This window comes from Iningainema tapete BLCC-T55, from assembly GCF_014698965.1.
Lineage (GTDB): Bacteria > Cyanobacteriota > Cyanobacteriia > Cyanobacteriales > Nostocaceae > Iningainema > Iningainema tapete.
This window is the reverse complement of record NZ_JACXAE010000013.1, coordinates 94,801-109,813: the sequence shown is the minus strand read 5'-3', so window position 1 is coordinate 109,813 and position 15,013 is coordinate 94,801. Positions and strand designations below refer to the sequence as shown.

The window sequence follows — 15,013 nt, the reverse complement described above, 5'->3', positions numbered from 1 at the left end:
AGGCGTTTGCGTGTATTACTCCTTTACCATCTCATCTTCAATTTATCTTTATCAAATAAATAAAAACTGGGATGCTCCCCCTACTCGAAGCTATTATGGCTAGTAGCGATTTAATTTTGCAATGAAAAATAAAACCTCGCGTCGTACTATTCTACAAGGTTTGATGGGTAGTACTGTTATTATCGGGTTCGATGTAGTTAATCGTTCGTGGGTAACACCTGCTTTTGCAGTACAGTCGTTTGTCAACCTGCCGCATTTAGATGGAGTGCTTTACACTGATGATGCCATCAGCGCTGCTGCTGATGATTTTGGTCATATAGTGCATCGCCAGCCACTAGCCGTACTCAAACCAGGTTCAATTGGAGATATTGTCAATATTATTGAATTTGCACGGCAGAATAATCTTAAGGTTGCCGCACGCGGTCAAGGTCACTCCTGCTACGGTCAGGCACAAGTAGAGGCTGGTGTAGTCATTGATATGAGTACACTAAACAAAATCCATTCCATTAGTGCAGACCGGGCTGTTGTTGACGCAGGGGTAGTGTGGAGCCAGCTATTGCAAGCAACACTTGAGCAACAATTGACACCACCTGTCCTCACCGATTACATTGAACTATCGATTGGCGGAACCTTGTCAGTTGGCGGGATTGGCGGCGCGAGCCATCGCTATGGCGTGCAGGTTGATAATGTGCTGGAGCTTCAGGTTGTGACTGGTGAAGGTAAGCTAAAAACTTGTTCGCCCTACCAAAACCGCAATTTATTTGAAGCAGTGCTGGCAGGTTTAGGTCAGTGTGGAATCATAGTACAGGCAACAATTCGGCTGATCAAAGCCGAACAGAATGTGCGTGTGTTTCATTTGTATTACGATGATTTGGCTACATTTACTCATGACCAACGCTTACTGATCGCTGAGGAAAGATTCAACTTCGTAGAAGGTCAGGTAATAGCTAATCCCAACGGCGGATGGCGTTATGTGCTAGAGGCGGCTAGCTTTTACACACCACCCAATCAGCCAGACAACCGAACTGCACTTGCCGGGTTAAGCTACACTCAGGTACGGAACAAATCGAAGATAAATCTTACTTCGACTTTCTTAACCGCTTGGCAGAAACTATTGCTTTCCTCAAGTCTATTGGTGTTTGGTCTAACCCTCATCCTTGGATTAACCTTTTTGTACCAGATACAGCAGTTGAGCAATATGTTGGTGAAATTGTTTCCACCCTGACGTTAGCTGATACAGGAAATAGTCCTGTTCTGCTGTACCCTGTTAAAAGCGATCGCTTCACGCTACCTTTATTTCGGACACCCAACGAGCAGGTTGTGTTTCTCTTTACTATTCTACGAACTGCACCACTGGATGATGCTGTAGTTCGCAAAATGCTTGATGATAACCGGAGATTGTTTGAGAGAAACCGCTCTCTTGGCGGTACCCGCTATCCCGTTGACGCTATTGAATTTTCTCAGTTGGATTGGAAGCAGCAGTTTCGTCCGGTTTGGGGCAGATTGGTAAGTGCCAAGCGACGCTACGATCCTAACAATGTGCTAACTCCAAGTCAGGGCATTTTCGTTCAGTAGCAATCATTATCAATCAAATCACGCCTGACTGCCTCTGAAATTATCCTTCGCAAGTAAGCAACTTTGTGTTCTGGAGTAAGTTTTTCTAAAGCTTCATGTACGTCTTGTGGCAGTCTAATACCTGTTACCTTTTTGGCAAGAGGAACATTTTCCCGTTCTCCATAAGCCTGAAACTGCCTATCCTTAAATTCCTGGGTTTGAACCGGGTTTGGATTTCCCTTTGGCATAATGCTTCGGTGCGGGTAATATACTCTTCAAGTATGGCAAACGTCGCAGTTAACTACGATAAATCTTACTTATCACAAGTTATTGGTACTACTACAAATTATCATCAATTTGCAGATTTATTCCCAGTTAACAAGGAATATAATTTAATTATGAGGGATTTTGTTCGTACCCCTCATTAAGGAGGTAGTTGTTGACAGATCCAAATCATAAGGGTAACGGGAAAGGAGAAGGCTGGATGCCTATTTTCCGAATCTTCCGATTTCTGTTTGGAGCTTGGTTTGAATCAGATCCAAACACACGGAGAGATACCCCCGCTGATAGAAGGGACATAATTAGTGACCTTGATATCAGTGAGGATGACGAGGAGAACGGCAGTAGCCGCTAATCCCTAACCCTTATAGCTCCCAACTAGCCCTTGGGGGCTTTCCTTTATGATACATAACTGGAGTCCGTTAGTATGAATAAAAAAATAGTCTACCCAGCTTACTACAGAATTATTTTGCGCGAAATTACCCCACAGGGAGGTCAGTGGGAGTTCATAAAACCAAAAGTTTTTTTTAATCCGTTAAATTTACCGATTCCTAGTGATATTGAATGGGCGAGTGGTACTACCAAAAAAAAGGTAGTGACCGAACTTTTCCGTTTAAGTATGGGTAAACCTGGGTATTACTTAGCAAACTTGATGGAGCGCAAGTACTACTACTGTGGTTCTGATTGGGAGGATGTGAGAAAGACTCTGCTTAGTCTTGGCATTGGTAGGGTTGATCCAATGGAAAGTTAAATACATGCTACATTATAATACATATATGTAGTTGTTTGAGGATTTCGGTTGATGGATAAAGTAGGAGGTGAAGTTAAAAACTGGAAGTATGTGAGCTATGAAAAAATTCCAGAAAGTTTCAATCAATGGAAGCTTACAGAATCAGATTATCGCGTTTTTAAGAAAACTGACTGGGTTGTAACAGAAAAAATTCACGGTGCTAATTTTGGCATAACCACAGATGGTTTCTCTGTTGGCTTTGCTAAAAGGAAGGAATTTTTGCCGCCTGAGGCAGATTTTTTTAATTATCAATCACTGAAAGATAAATTAGTTGAAAAAGTCAAGGAAATCTTTAGGATTTTGCAGGCGGAAAGAAAACAGTTGGCGATCGCTTATGTTTATGGTGAATTATTTGGGGGAGAATATCCTCATCCAGATGTAGCTGCTGTTACGAATATACAAGCTGTGCAAACTGGTGTCTATTATTCACCAAAAATTGAATACTGCGCTTTTGACATTGCGATTGAAGAAAATAATCAGTCTGTAGCGCAATCTTACCTGGATTATGACAAAGCGATAAAACTATTTCAGCAAGTTGGAATAATGTACTCCCAACCATTATTTATTGGTAGATATGAAGAAGCATTAGCGTATAATGTTGAGTTTGATTCGACAATTCCCGCTTTACTAGGATTACCTAAGTTACCTTTTATAAATAAAGCAGAAGGGATTGTGATTAAACCTGTAAAGTCAATTTACATAGATACTCCTAAAGCAAAACTTAGACCGATTCTTAAGAAAAAAATCCCAGAATTTGCGGAAGATAGCAGATTTCATCAGGCAAAAAAATGGGAGACAACTCCTGCCATATTATTGCCGGAAGATCAAACTATAGAGTCGGAGTTAAGTCAGGAAATGCTGGCACTGGTAACTCCAAACAGGTTGAACAATGTCATTTCAAAAATTGGCAGAGTTTCTGCAAGTGATCAGGAACAAAAGCAAGAAGTTATTGAATTATTGGTGAGTGATGTATTAGAAACATTCAACGAAGAGTATGAAAGCCTTTTCTGTTGCTTATCAGGTGAGATACAGCAAAATATGATTGAGCAGATGCATTACTATTGCGACAAGCTTGTTGATGATGATTTAAGGTAACTGTCATTTAAGCGTTGCATATTTGAGGATGGTAAAATTAAGAAGTTGAGAAGATAGGCAATCTAAATAGTGAGGTACTAATGACTTACCCTGAAATACACCAAAAAATCGAACAACAACTAGCCCAATTGCCGCCCGATCAACTCTCTTTAGTTAGCGACTTTCTAGATTCTCTCCAAAGCAAAAGTACTATTAGTCCACGCTCGCCTCGTCGGCTGGCTCCGATTAAACGAGGAACCAAGGCGGGTGATCTGCTGAAATTTGCTGGAACCTGGCAAGGCAATGATTTGGAAGACTGTCTTCGAGAGGTAAAAGAAACCCGTTCTAAAGCCCAGTTTTGATTTCTGTCTCTATGTATCTCTTAGATACCAACCATTGCAGTTACATCATTAATAACACCCCTAACGTCATTGCCGCTCTGCAATCTCGTTCTGGTAGTGATATCGGTGTCAGCATTATCACTTACGGCGAACTGCTTTACATGACCGAAAAATCAGAACGAGTTGCCCAAAACCTTGCCGCAGTTCAAGCCTTTTTGAAGGGAAAGAATTACTCAAGAGAAAGTGGATTCACCGGAAGTAAGAGTGTTGATAAAGTTTTGTGAAGAAATCATCGGATTTGCATCAATCTAGCTGACAAAAGCTGATAAGAATTTGGAGTGACCAAAAACCGCCATTGGTTTTAGTTGACTCCAGAGTAGCTGTACTGCTTGCAGGTGTGAGAGGGTGAGATGGCTAAATTAACTCATTTGGGTTGGGTGTTGGGGATAACCATGAGCGGTGCTTTGTGGGCAAATGGGGTTGGTGCTCAAATACTCGGTGATGGTACTTTGCCTAATAATTCTGTTGTCACACGAAATGGAAGCACCATCAATGTTACAGGGGGAACTCAAGCTGGTGGTAATCTGTTCCACAGCTTTCAAGAATTTTCTGTCCCAGACGGTGCAGAAGCAATATTTAACAACGCACTTGACATCCAGAACATTATCAGCAGAGTGACAGGAGGGTCAAGATCTAATATCGACGGGTTGATTCGTACACTAGGCAGTGCTAACCTGTTGTTCATCAATCCAAATGGGATTATCTTTGGACCCTCCGCCAGATTGAATGTAGGCGGTTCGTTTGTTGCATCCACAGCCAGCGCCATTCAATTTGGGGAGCAAGGATTTTTCAGCGCTGACTTACCAACAAACAATACACCCTTGTTGACAGTTAATCCATCAGCTTTATTCTTTAACCAAATTGCTGAACCTATCCAAAATAACTCAGTAGCGCTAGCAGGAAGTGACCCGGCAGGTATTCAAGTATTTGGTCTACGTGTACCAGATGGTAAGAGTTTACTGCTAATTGGTGGTAATATCAACATGGATAGGGGTCGATTGAATGCTTATGGTGGTCGAATTGAGTTGTCCGGATTAGCTGATTCTGGGACAGTAGCGCTCAATGTGGATGGCGATAACTTGAGTGCTAGGTTTCCAACTGAAAGTACCTTGGCTGATGTATCACTTACTAATGGCGCTCGTGTAAATGTAAGAGCATCAGGAGGCGGTAATATTACAGTCAAAGCCCAGAATTTAGATATTACGAACGGAAGTGTTCTCAGCGCTGGTATTGGACAAGGTTTAGGAACAGTTGGCACCGTGGCAGGCGATGTTGTGTTGAATGCAACAGGGGAAATCAAAGTTGTAGGAAGCAATGTCTTCAATGATGTGCAACCGGAAGCAGTTGGTGATGGAGGTAACATTACGATCAATTCTGGTTCCTTCTCATTACTCGATGGCGCTCGACTTCAAGCCTCAACATTTGGACAAGGGAAAGCAGGGAATGTGACAGTACGTGCAACAGATGCTGTGTCCCTGGCAAATAATGCTTACATCTTCAGCACGGTGGAAGCAGGAGGATTCGGTAAAGGTGGTGATATCAACATCAATGCGGCAACCTTATCACTCATTGATGGCGCTCGACTGGCAGCCATTACTCGTAGGGCACCTGCAACCGCTCCTGCCGGACAAGTAGATGCGGGAAATGTGAATGTAAATGTGAGTGGCGCTGTGAGTCTTGCTGGGGTGAAAAATGGTATAGTCAGCGCTATTTCCAGCAGTGTGGAAACAAGGACAGTTGGTAATGCGGGTAACATTACGATCAATTCTGGTTCTTTGTCTTTACGAGACAGCGCTCAACTTCTAGCCTTAACACTTGGACAAGGGAAAGCAGGGAATGTGACAGTGCGTGCAACAGATGCTGTTTCCCTTGCAGGTGCTAGTATCCGCAGCATTGTGGAAGCAGGAGGAATCGGTAAAGGTGGTGATATTGACATCAATGCGGCAACCTTATCACTGATTGATGGCGCTCAACTGCTAACTCTTACTAGTAGCGCATCTGCCACCGCTCCTGCAGGACTTGGAGATGCGGGGAATGTGAATGTAAATGTGACTGGCGCTGTGAATATTGCTGGAGTGAAAAATGGTTTCCGCAGTGGGATTTCCAGCAGTGTGGAAGCTGGGACAGTTGGTAATGGGGGTAACATTACGATCAATTCTGGTTCCTTCTCTTTACTTGATGGCGCTGGACTTGCTGCCTCAACATTAGGGCAAGGGAAAGCAGGGAATGTGACAGTGCGTGCAACAGATGCTGTTTCCCTTGCAGGTGCTAGTATCCTCAGCACTGTGGAAGCAGGAGGTGTCGGTAAAGGTGGTAATATCAACATCAATGCGCCAACCTTATCACTCATTGATGGCGCTCAACTGCAGACCCTTACTCGTAGCGCAACTGATACCGCTCCTGCAGGACTTGGGGATGCGGGGAATGTGAATGTAAATGTGAGTGGTATGGTGAATATTGCTGGGGAGAAAAATGGTTCCCGTAGTGGGATTCTCAGTTCCGTGGGAGCTGGGACAGTTGGTAATGGGGGTAATATTACGATCAATTCTGGTTCTTTGTCTTTACGCGATGGCGCTCAACTTTCTGCCTCAACAAGAGGACAAGGGAAAGCAGGGAATGTGACAGTGCGTGCAACAGATGCTGTGTTCATGGCAAATAATGCTTACATCTTCAGCACGGTGGAAGCAGGAGGATTCGGTAAAGGTGGCGATATTGACATCAATGCGGCAACCTTATCACTCATTGATGGCGCTCTACTGCTAACCTTTATTCGTAGCGCAACTGATACCGCTCCTGCAGGACTTGGGGATGCGGGGAATGTGAATGTAAATGTGAGTGGTATGGTGAATATTGCTGGGGAGAAAAATGGTTTCGGCAGTGGGATTTCCAGCTTCATGGGAACAGGGACAGTTGGTAATGGGGGTAACATTACGATCAATTCTGGTTCTTTGTCTTTACGCGATGGCGCTGAACTTTCTGCCTCAACATTTGGACAAGGGAAAGCAGGGAATGTGACAGTGCGTGCAACAGATGCTGTGTTCATGGCAAATAATGCTTACATCTTCAGCACGGTGGAAGCAGGAGGATTCGGTAAAGGTGGCGATATTGACATCAATGCAGCATCCCTATCACTTATTGATGGCGGTCAACTGCTAACCTTTATTCGTAGGGCATCTGCCACCGCTCCTGCCGGACTTGGGGATGCGGGGAATGTGAATGTAAATGTGAGTGGTATGGTGAATATCGCTGGGGAGAAAAATGGTTTCCGCAGTGGGATTAACAGCTTTGTAGATACAGGAACAGTTGGTAATGGGGGTAACATTACGATCAATTCTGGTTCTTTGTCTTTACTTGATGGCGCTGGACTTGTTGCCTCAACTTTAGGGCAAGGGAATGCAGGCACAATTAAAGTTAATGCTACTGATTTTGCCACCATTTCTGGTAGAAGTTCTAACTTTAACAGTGGTTTGTTCGTTAACTCTCAAAGTACAACTGGTACTACAGGAGATATTATCGTCACCGCCCCCCAAATTCTCCTAGACAACACCGCAACCATCAACGCCGAATCTGAATCAGGTAACGGCGGTAACATCAACTTACAAACTGATTTACTCCTTATGCGTCGTGGCGCTCAAATCTCTACTAACGCAGGCATCACCGCCCAACGAGGTGGCAACGGCGGTAACATCACCATCACTGCCCCCAAAGGTTTCATCATCGCCGTCCCCAGAGAAAACAGCGACATCACCGCCAACGCTTACACAGGCGCTGGTGGAAGAGTCAACATTAACGCCTCTGGCATCTATGGCATTCAACAGAGGCAAAATCAAACTTCCTTCAGTGACATCACCGCCAGTTCCGAATTTGGTGTAGCTGGCACTATTGAGCTAATCACACCTGAAGTTGACCCTAACAGTGGCTTAGTTGAGTTGCCAACAGTACCAGTTGATACTGAAGTTGCTCAAGGTTGTTACACTCCAGGTTACGCCCAAAGCAGTTTCGTTATCACCGGGCGCGGTGGTTTACCACCAAATCCCAAAGACATTCTCACTCCTGATACCGCCCAAATCGATTGGGTGTCTATTAAACCTCGCAACAACAACCGCCCTCTACCGCCTGTTACCATTAAACCAGCTTCCACCACTCCTAAACCCATTGTTGAAGCCACAGGTGCAACCCTAAATGCTAAGGGACAAATAGTCCTCACCGCTAATTCATCCACCGTTACTCCGAGTACTTCCAAACAAAACCTAACTCAGTGTCATAGTAATTAAATTTACTCAATACTTTGGCAGCGCTGTATCTTGTCTCGAGTTCAAAGATGTCAGTGTCAACATCTTGAGCAGTTGCTAAGCTAATGAGCATTTAAGTTGCATATAGAAAGGGCTAAAACCCTTACTACGAACAAGTTACTCTTGAAAAATGAATGACGATTAGCTTATACTTAGATTAATTAATATAATTCAGGCGATCGCAACATCAAGATGTTCTTAGTGACTAAACTAAACCGTTTAGGCAAGCACTTCATAACAGCTACTTTATATCTGCCCCAACTATGGTGTAGATAATTTACGCTGCTCTAACCCTCGCTGCAAATCTTCTCCTCTTGCTTGTAGCTTTTCTAATGAAATATCTGATAAATTACGTAAAATTACTGTACCACCGAAAGTACCGCTAGCCAGAGTCTTGCCATCATGACTGAAGCTGATGCTGGTAAACTTATCCTTATTCTTGTTAATAGTAATTAACAAATTACCCTCTCGACTCCATAACCGCACCTTGTCTTCACTAGTAGCAGCTATTATCTTTCCATCGGGGCTAAAACTGACACCAATAAGTGACTCATTACTATTTACTACGAGAGTTTTGAGCAAGTTACCTTTCTGGTTCCAAAGTTTAACTGTGCCATCAACACTAACTGAGGCAATTGTACTACCATCACCAGACCAAGCTACACCAAAAACTTGATCTTGATGACCCTTTAAGATATGCAACAATTTACCTTCCCGACTCCACAACCGCACCGTTTTGTCATCACTAGCGGAAGCAAGCAACCCCCCTTCGCCCCCCGAATTTTGGGGGGTTGGGGGGTTGGGACTGAAACTTACCCAATTCACTGGAGCAGTGTGTCCAGACAAAGTTGTAACAATTTTACCATCGCGACTCCAAATTTTCACAGTTTTATCCTTACTAGCTGAAGCGATCGCCTTACCATCAGGCGACCAAGCTACACTTAATACTACATCACTATGTCCTTGCAAAGTATTAATAAGTCTACCATCACGACTCCAAAGCTTGACGGTGTTATCCTTACTTGCTGACGCTAGCATCTTACCACCAGGACTGAACGTTAAACCCCAAACTTCATCTTTATGTCCTACCAAAGTGTGAATTAACCTAGCATCTCGACTCCAAATTTTCACGGTTTTGTCTGCACTTGCAGAAGCAATCAAATCATCATCAGGTGAGAAACTGACAGCAGTTACACTCTTAGTGTGAGCCATGAGATTACTAAGTCGTAAATCCTGCCAATCCCAGAGTTTTAATGTTTTGTCTCGACTAGCGGAAGCCAGAATATTTCCATCTCTAGAGAAGCTACTACTATTAACCCAATTGCTATGCCCCCTGAGAGTTCTGATTAGTACTCCGTTACTCTGCCAAAGTTTTACTGTACCATCAGTACTTGTAGAAGCAAGCAACCCCCCTTCGCCCCCCGAATTTTGGGGGGTTGGGGGGTTCGGGTTGAAACTCACATTAGTGACTCCTTCGCTATGCCCTGGTAAAATTCTTAACAATTTACCGTCTGAATTCCAAAGTTTAATGGTTTTATCCAAACTACCTGAAGCGATGATCTTACCATTAGGCGACCATGCTACGCTTTTAACCGCATCGTTATGTCCGCTCAAAGTTTTTATTAGTGTACCATCTGCACTCCAAATTTTAATAGTTTTATCGGTACTTCCAGAGGCAATAGTCTTACCATCAGGCGACCATGCTACACTTAAGACAGCAGCTTTATGACCAGACAATGTTTTTAACACCTTACCCTCTGCACTCCAAATTTTGATGGTTTTATCGGTACTGGCAGAGGCAATGGTCTGACCATCAGGAGAGAAGCTACTACTATTAACTATATCAGTATGCCCCAGTAAGGTTCTTAAATTCTTACCATCTAAACGCCAAAGTTTCACCGTTTTATCTTGACTGGCGGATGCTATAGCCGCCCCTTCTGGACTGAAACTGACATGATTGACAACAGCCGTATGACCTTTGATGGTTTTTTCCAGACTACCATCTTGACGCCAAAGTTTCAGTGTGTTGTCGGCGCTGGCCGATACAATCATTTTACCATCAGGACTAAATGCAGCGCTATTTACTCCTGCGGTATGCCCTTTGATACTTATACCCTCTCTTACCTTGAGTACTACCTGATATAGCGCTGTCATCACCTGCGCTTTAGTTTTAGCATCTGGCAAGATTACTGATTGCAGTTTTTTTTGCGCTTTTAAAGCTTCCCTTAATGCGTCATTATCTTTACCTAACGCAAACAGTGTCTCTGAAGTTGCACTCACGGCTTGAATTTCATTAATTACTGCTCGTCTCCAGAAGACTGTTAATATTGATATGGCAATTAATGAACCAGCAAGTGCTATTTTCAGAAAACGATTTACTTTCGCTTCACTCAGCCTTTGTTTTTCTCTGCTCTCTACTAGTTCAGCTTGTAACTTTTGTTGCTCCAACTCGGCATTAAGTTGATCGATCACAACCCGACTTAGTTCTTCACGCTTACGTAGCTCTTTCAATTCTGAAACTAAGTTTACACCTTGTTGCGGTTGGCTATCTACTAGTTTGGATTGCTTTTTTTTCCTGAGTTCACTGTTCAATCGGGAAATTTCAGCTTCCCTTTGTTGTACCTGGTTTCTTAATTCCTTTAGTTGTGTCTGTAAGCTTGATTCTGCTTGTTGCAAGAAGCGAATTAAATCTACTAAATAATCATGAATTAACTGATATCGTTCGGGTACATCAGGAAACAACACTACTAACCCGGAACGTACTAAAATTTCTAAGACTAACTCTAATTTCTCTACATCTTCTAATTCTGCGAGTTCTGTAGCTAATTCTGCTCTTGTTTTAAAAGGTCTTTTATTATTTTCATCTGTTAATAAGTATAAGACTAGTAGAGCTACTCTTTCATTATCAATACCACACTCTTTGATTAGTTCCTTGATGTATCTCTCAATCAGTTTATTCGGTCTAAATTGTTGATATTTGTCAAGACTTGTAATTCTCTCATCTTGCAGTTGCGCTCCTACCACTTGCAATTCAATTGGACGAACTTCACCTAGTTCGGCTGATAAGTCTTGTACTAAGGCATCAATTAAAGCAGGTTCTAAATTAACATGCGATCGCTCTGTTAAATGCCGAATAATGGTTTTGGTATCTTCTGGGGAAAAATTATTTAACTGATAGCGGATATTTTTGTCTAAAATATTACTATTAATTTGTTCTAGTGCTGCTAGTTGTCTAAAGTCTAACAAACAATGTAGATAATCTTCTCGGAGAGAGAAAATGACTTTCACAAAAGATATCTGGAGACAAGCACAAATAAATTGATCGAATTGTTGCAGCGATTGTCGATCTTTACAACTAAAGAAAAATTCTTCTAGCTGATCGAAGATTAAAACTGTTATGAGATGATTATTGCCATTTTCTTGTAACTGCGCTATAATATCAGAGGGTGTAGTTAAAGTGGACTGATGTAAATTTTTTTCTCTGTCCCCGCCTTGAATTTGAGCCTTTCTTAAAGATTTGCCTAATTCCCGCACCCAATCGGTGTAAACTTGCAGTACAACAGGTAGAGCAATTTGATCGCCGATCGCTCGGTTTTGCAATGCAGGAACCAAACCAGCAGTGACAGTAGAACTCTTACCCACACCTGATTGACCGTGGATCACCGTCAGTTTTTGATCGGCACGACTAATTCTACCAATTAATCTATTTATATCTTGTTGACGACCAGAAGCTGTAATTTCTAGAGCAATACTGCTCCCAAAAGCGGGTGACACCAACACAGGGTTTTTTGCTTGTCGTTGCGGTTGCAAGCGCCCAGCACCAATAAACGCACGGAAACCATACTGCTGTTCAACAGAACGTCGTTTTTGCCGAATGGAAAAGGCTTCTAGATATCTATGTTGGTCAAAGTAGAGCGATCGCAACCGACGCAACAGGCGAATATAACCATGAGGGTTATAGCGATGATCGCTACTTTCCAACGTTTTGTCAAGTTCCTTTGCCGCTGTTTTCAATCGTTCCGCCGCTGTTTTTTCCTCACCTAATTCCCGCTGTGCTTGAGTAAACATTAATTGATAGATTTGCTCTAACAGCAATGGGAATAAGCCTTGATGTTGTTCGCCGTTTTTTCTTGCCTCAGAACAGTGAAATAAAGCATTGAGTGCAAATTTACTTGCTTGTAACCAATTTTTTTCCAAATCCGCTACTTCCGCCAAGAAACCGTAGTCACAAGCGAGTTGGATGTGAGTGCCATATATATGATGTAACTCTAGAGATTTCTCGGCTACAACCTGCAATTGTTTCCAATCAGAGAGTTGTTGCAAAACTTCACTCAGTTGACCAATAAATTGAGCTACTATATCCGGACGTGCTGACTCAAAAACTTGCAAGCTCTGCTGAAAGTACGATTTAGCTTGCAGCAAATAGTCATGGTTATCTGTATGATTGCGCTCGGAACAACGGTAGTAACATAGTCCAATGTAATACAGCAGTACTCCTTGACGGAGAAGATGAGGAGGTTGCCAAAATTGTAAACTTTGCTGAAAATGAAATAGGGCAGAATCGATGCGATCGCTTACATAGTCATCTAAACCAAATACAAATTCCAGACTAGCCTTCAACTCTGGTTCTAACTCAATCCCACGATTTTGCAAATCTTTAATTGCGTTCTTGAACTCATTGCTTGGATGCCATTGTCCCAAAGTACTATGGTGTTTTGTATCTGGTTGCAAAACAGCAGTGAATAGAGAGTTGGTTTCTTTTTCTAGGAATTGAAGCAACTCCTGAGAAGTCATGTCAAACCTAATTGGCGTAGCTGCCCAACTAGCAAAATCTGGAGCAAAACGCACCACTTTTTGCAGTACCTCATCATTCACCCACAACACCATTGGGAAATGATGGCGTTTGCGAAACTCATCCCGGATATGATTGATAGAAGTCAGTAAATCATCAAGTGCATCCACTGACTCTAAACCCAAAACCATCAATGCTGATGGCTGTGTTTTGGGAAGTTGTGAATGGAGAGTGTTGTAAAGAGTAATTACATTGTGGGGTAAGACTACCTGATGAATCTGATACCCTCGCAAAGAAAGTTCTTGCAGGATTCGCTGTTGCAAGTGTTTGTAATTGCAGCATACCAAACAAAGCGAAAATTGTCCAGCAGAAAGAGCGATCGCTCGTCCCAGACTGCGCAAAGATCGCTCGTTGGCTACTGTTATCTGTTCTGGGGCGTAGCGTTCAACCATAATTGGAATTTTTGTGTTTCTGCTAAAACTGGATTAACGGCAAACCAAGCACCTTGATGATCGCGGTATTCAAATACAAACAAACTGCGCAACAGTGCATGATATTCTATATCACCTCTAATTCTTTGCTGTTGTACTACTTGAAAGATTAAATCCCATTCTTCGGGATCTATAGCATTAACTCGGTAATCTTTCTGTCTTTGAATCACCAATTCTAAACATGAGCGCTCAAAAGGTGGATCTTGTTCTCTTAGACAGTCAAACAGCAATCCTAACAAGTCTCGCACATGACCACCACTAATTAGGCACAATCTATCCAGAGTTTCTGAACTATCAAATACTTCTGTAATTAAATTTAAGCGATCGTCAGGATGTATATCTGGAAAAGCTCGCGCTAGCACCATTTGTCGCATCAGAGATAACCCTTGAGGAGAAATTTCCCCAGAGCGCAAGCGTACAGGTATCATTGGTAAGACTTTGGGAGCTACTCCACCCCCCAAACGATGCTGAAGTTCAGCATTATCATTGGAGAAAGTTAAAGCTAGGGGACTGGTGTATACTAGGTGACAGTGTAATTTCCGTAGCTGCTCACCTCGATCTATAAACAGATACTCTGGCAAAGAGCGTCCTGATGGTAAAGGTCGAATCGCTACTCGATCTAAGTTATCAACTATGACTACCAGTCCTCTTTTACCTCTAGATTTTAACTCCTGGTGGGCGCGTTGCAGTAGTTCAACATTTATTGATTGTAAAATATTTTCGGTGCGCGGTTCGAGATAGTCTCTTAACCGCCGCCGTACTGCTGGGCTTTCTTTAGTTTTTGCGGTAATTTTGGCGATGCCCAGGGATAACTCGCCTTCTACTTCCAAGTCAATGGGTGTTTGGAGAAAATCGACAAGTTCTTTAAATAACTGAGCAAAGTATTTGGGTTTGAGCCGGATCCTCATCTTTTCTAAGCTTTCACTTACTTGTCCAGCGATCGCCAGTAAAATATCAGTTACATCCAAGTCCACCATTTCTAACATATAGGTGGACTCAAAGTAAACTACGTGAAATTGCTCTTGTTCCAACTCGGCTTTGAGTCGCAACAATTCCGTTGATTTGCCGCAACCGATGTGTCCTGTGAACAACTGGCACGTCGGTGTGTCAGGGGATATCCGGCTAATGGTGCGCTGTAGTGCTTCGATAATTTTGCCCCCGCGCACCGCCGCAAAATCAATATAGTACTGACGATCCGCCGCATCGCCAATTGTTAAGGGTTTGCTAGGATTGCAGGCTTGATAAAATCTTTCTAAATTTAAAAGCATAAATAATACTCAGGGCTAGTTGGTAATCCTACTAGACGCACCCGAATATATATTTACATTAGCCAACAGAGT

Annotated in this window: 10 protein-coding genes and 1 pseudogene; 8 read left to right on the top strand and 3 right to left on the bottom strand. The window is 42.8% G+C overall.

All coding sequences use genetic code 11. The features are described 5' to 3' along the window. Nucleotides 1–121 precede the first annotated feature (121 nt). Nucleotides 122–901: pseudogene (locus ICL16_RS46635) on the top strand (FAD-binding protein); the annotation flags it as partial. Nucleotides 902–1,101: 200 nt separating this feature from the next. Next, nucleotides 1,102–1,575, top strand: coding sequence for a hypothetical protein (locus tag ICL16_RS46630; protein ID WP_337906894.1), 474 nt, complete (start codon nucleotides 1,102–1,104; stop codon nucleotides 1,573–1,575). Here ICL16_RS46630 and ICL16_RS02975 read toward each other — a convergent pair. Beyond that, nucleotides 1,569–1,802: a hypothetical protein gene (locus ICL16_RS02975; protein ID WP_190825405.1), complete on the bottom strand. Its 234-nt coding sequence runs from the start codon at nucleotides 1,800–1,802 to the stop codon at nucleotides 1,569–1,571. The two genes, ICL16_RS46630 and ICL16_RS02975, sit on opposite strands and share 7 nt — an antisense overlap. Before the next feature lie 191 nt (nucleotides 1,803–1,993). Here ICL16_RS02975 and ICL16_RS02970 point away from each other — a divergent pair, with 191 nt between their 5' ends. The 6 genes from ICL16_RS02970 to ICL16_RS02945 all read left to right on the top strand — a co-directional run bounded on the left by ICL16_RS02970 (nucleotide 1,994) and on the right by ICL16_RS02945 (nucleotide 8,372). After that, complete coding sequence (locus ICL16_RS02970) at nucleotides 1,994–2,188, top strand: hypothetical protein (RefSeq protein WP_190825404.1); 195 nt, start codon at nucleotides 1,994–1,996, stop codon at nucleotides 2,186–2,188. Between the two features lie 72 nt (nucleotides 2,189–2,260). Beyond that, a complete protein-coding gene (locus ICL16_RS02965; RefSeq protein WP_190825403.1) occupies nucleotides 2,261–2,584 on the top strand; it encodes a hypothetical protein in 324 nt (107 codons plus the stop codon). A gap of 51 nt (nucleotides 2,585–2,635) precedes the next feature. Next, the gene (locus ICL16_RS02960; protein ID WP_190825402.1) at nucleotides 2,636–3,718 is read left to right on the top strand and encodes an RNA ligase family protein; all 1,083 of its coding nucleotides are present in this window, start codon (nucleotides 2,636–2,638) and stop codon (nucleotides 3,716–3,718) included. 80 nt (nucleotides 3,719–3,798) lie between these two features. Further along, nucleotides 3,799–4,059 carry a hypothetical protein gene (locus ICL16_RS02955; protein WP_190825401.1) on the top strand — a complete coding sequence of 87 codons (261 nt, stop codon included), beginning with the start codon at nucleotides 3,799–3,801 and terminating at the stop codon, nucleotides 4,057–4,059. A gap of 11 nt (nucleotides 4,060–4,070) precedes the next feature. Then, a complete protein-coding gene (locus ICL16_RS02950) occupies nucleotides 4,071–4,322 on the top strand; it encodes a type II toxin-antitoxin system VapC family toxin (RefSeq protein WP_190825400.1) in 252 nt (83 codons plus the stop codon). A 126-nt stretch (nucleotides 4,323–4,448) separates the two neighbouring features. Continuing rightward, nucleotides 4,449–8,372 carry a two-partner secretion domain-containing protein gene (locus ICL16_RS02945; protein WP_190825399.1) on the top strand — a complete coding sequence of 1,308 codons (3,924 nt, stop codon included), beginning with the start codon at nucleotides 4,449–4,451 and terminating at the stop codon, nucleotides 8,370–8,372. A gap of 279 nt (nucleotides 8,373–8,651) precedes the next feature. Here the strand turns inward: ICL16_RS02945 and ICL16_RS02940 are convergent, their stop codons facing one another. Together ICL16_RS02940 and ICL16_RS02935 are read right to left on the bottom strand one after the other, a co-directional pair. Beyond that, entirely contained in the window at nucleotides 8,652–13,634 is a 4,983-nt protein-coding gene (locus tag ICL16_RS02940; RefSeq protein WP_190825398.1) for a WD40 domain-containing protein, read from the bottom strand. After that, a complete protein-coding gene (locus ICL16_RS02935) occupies nucleotides 13,604–14,941 on the bottom strand; it encodes a P-loop NTPase fold protein (protein ID WP_190825397.1) in 1,338 nt (445 codons plus the stop codon). Before ICL16_RS02935 ends, ICL16_RS02940 begins: the two co-directional genes overlap by 31 nt. Nucleotides 14,942–15,013 lie beyond the last annotated feature (72 nt).

Excerpts from the sequence above, each read along its gene's own strand:
- ICL16_RS02975 (WP_190825405.1), bottom strand. The coding sequence starts at position 1,802 with ATGCCAAAGGGAAATCCAAACCCGGTTCAAACCCAGGAATTTAAGGAT.
- ICL16_RS02965 (WP_190825403.1), top strand. The coding sequence starts at position 2,261 with ATGAATAAAAAAATAGTCTACCCAGCTTACTACAGAATTATTTTGCGC.
- ICL16_RS02960 (WP_190825402.1), top strand. The coding sequence starts at position 2,636 with ATGGATAAAGTAGGAGGTGAAGTTAAAAACTGGAAGTATGTGAGCTAT.
- ICL16_RS02955 (WP_190825401.1), top strand. The coding sequence starts at position 3,799 with ATGACTTACCCTGAAATACACCAAAAAATCGAACAACAACTAGCCCAA.
- ICL16_RS02950 (WP_190825400.1), top strand. The coding sequence starts at position 4,071 with ATGTATCTCTTAGATACCAACCATTGCAGTTACATCATTAATAACACC.
- ICL16_RS02945 (WP_190825399.1), top strand. The coding sequence starts at position 4,449 with ATGGCTAAATTAACTCATTTGGGTTGGGTGTTGGGGATAACCATGAGC.
- ICL16_RS02940 (WP_190825398.1), bottom strand. The coding sequence starts at position 13,634 with ATGGTTGAACGCTACGCCCCAGAACAGATAACAGTAGCCAACGAGCGA.
- ICL16_RS02935 (WP_190825397.1), bottom strand. The coding sequence starts at position 14,941 with ATGCTTTTAAATTTAGAAAGATTTTATCAAGCCTGCAATCCTAGCAAA.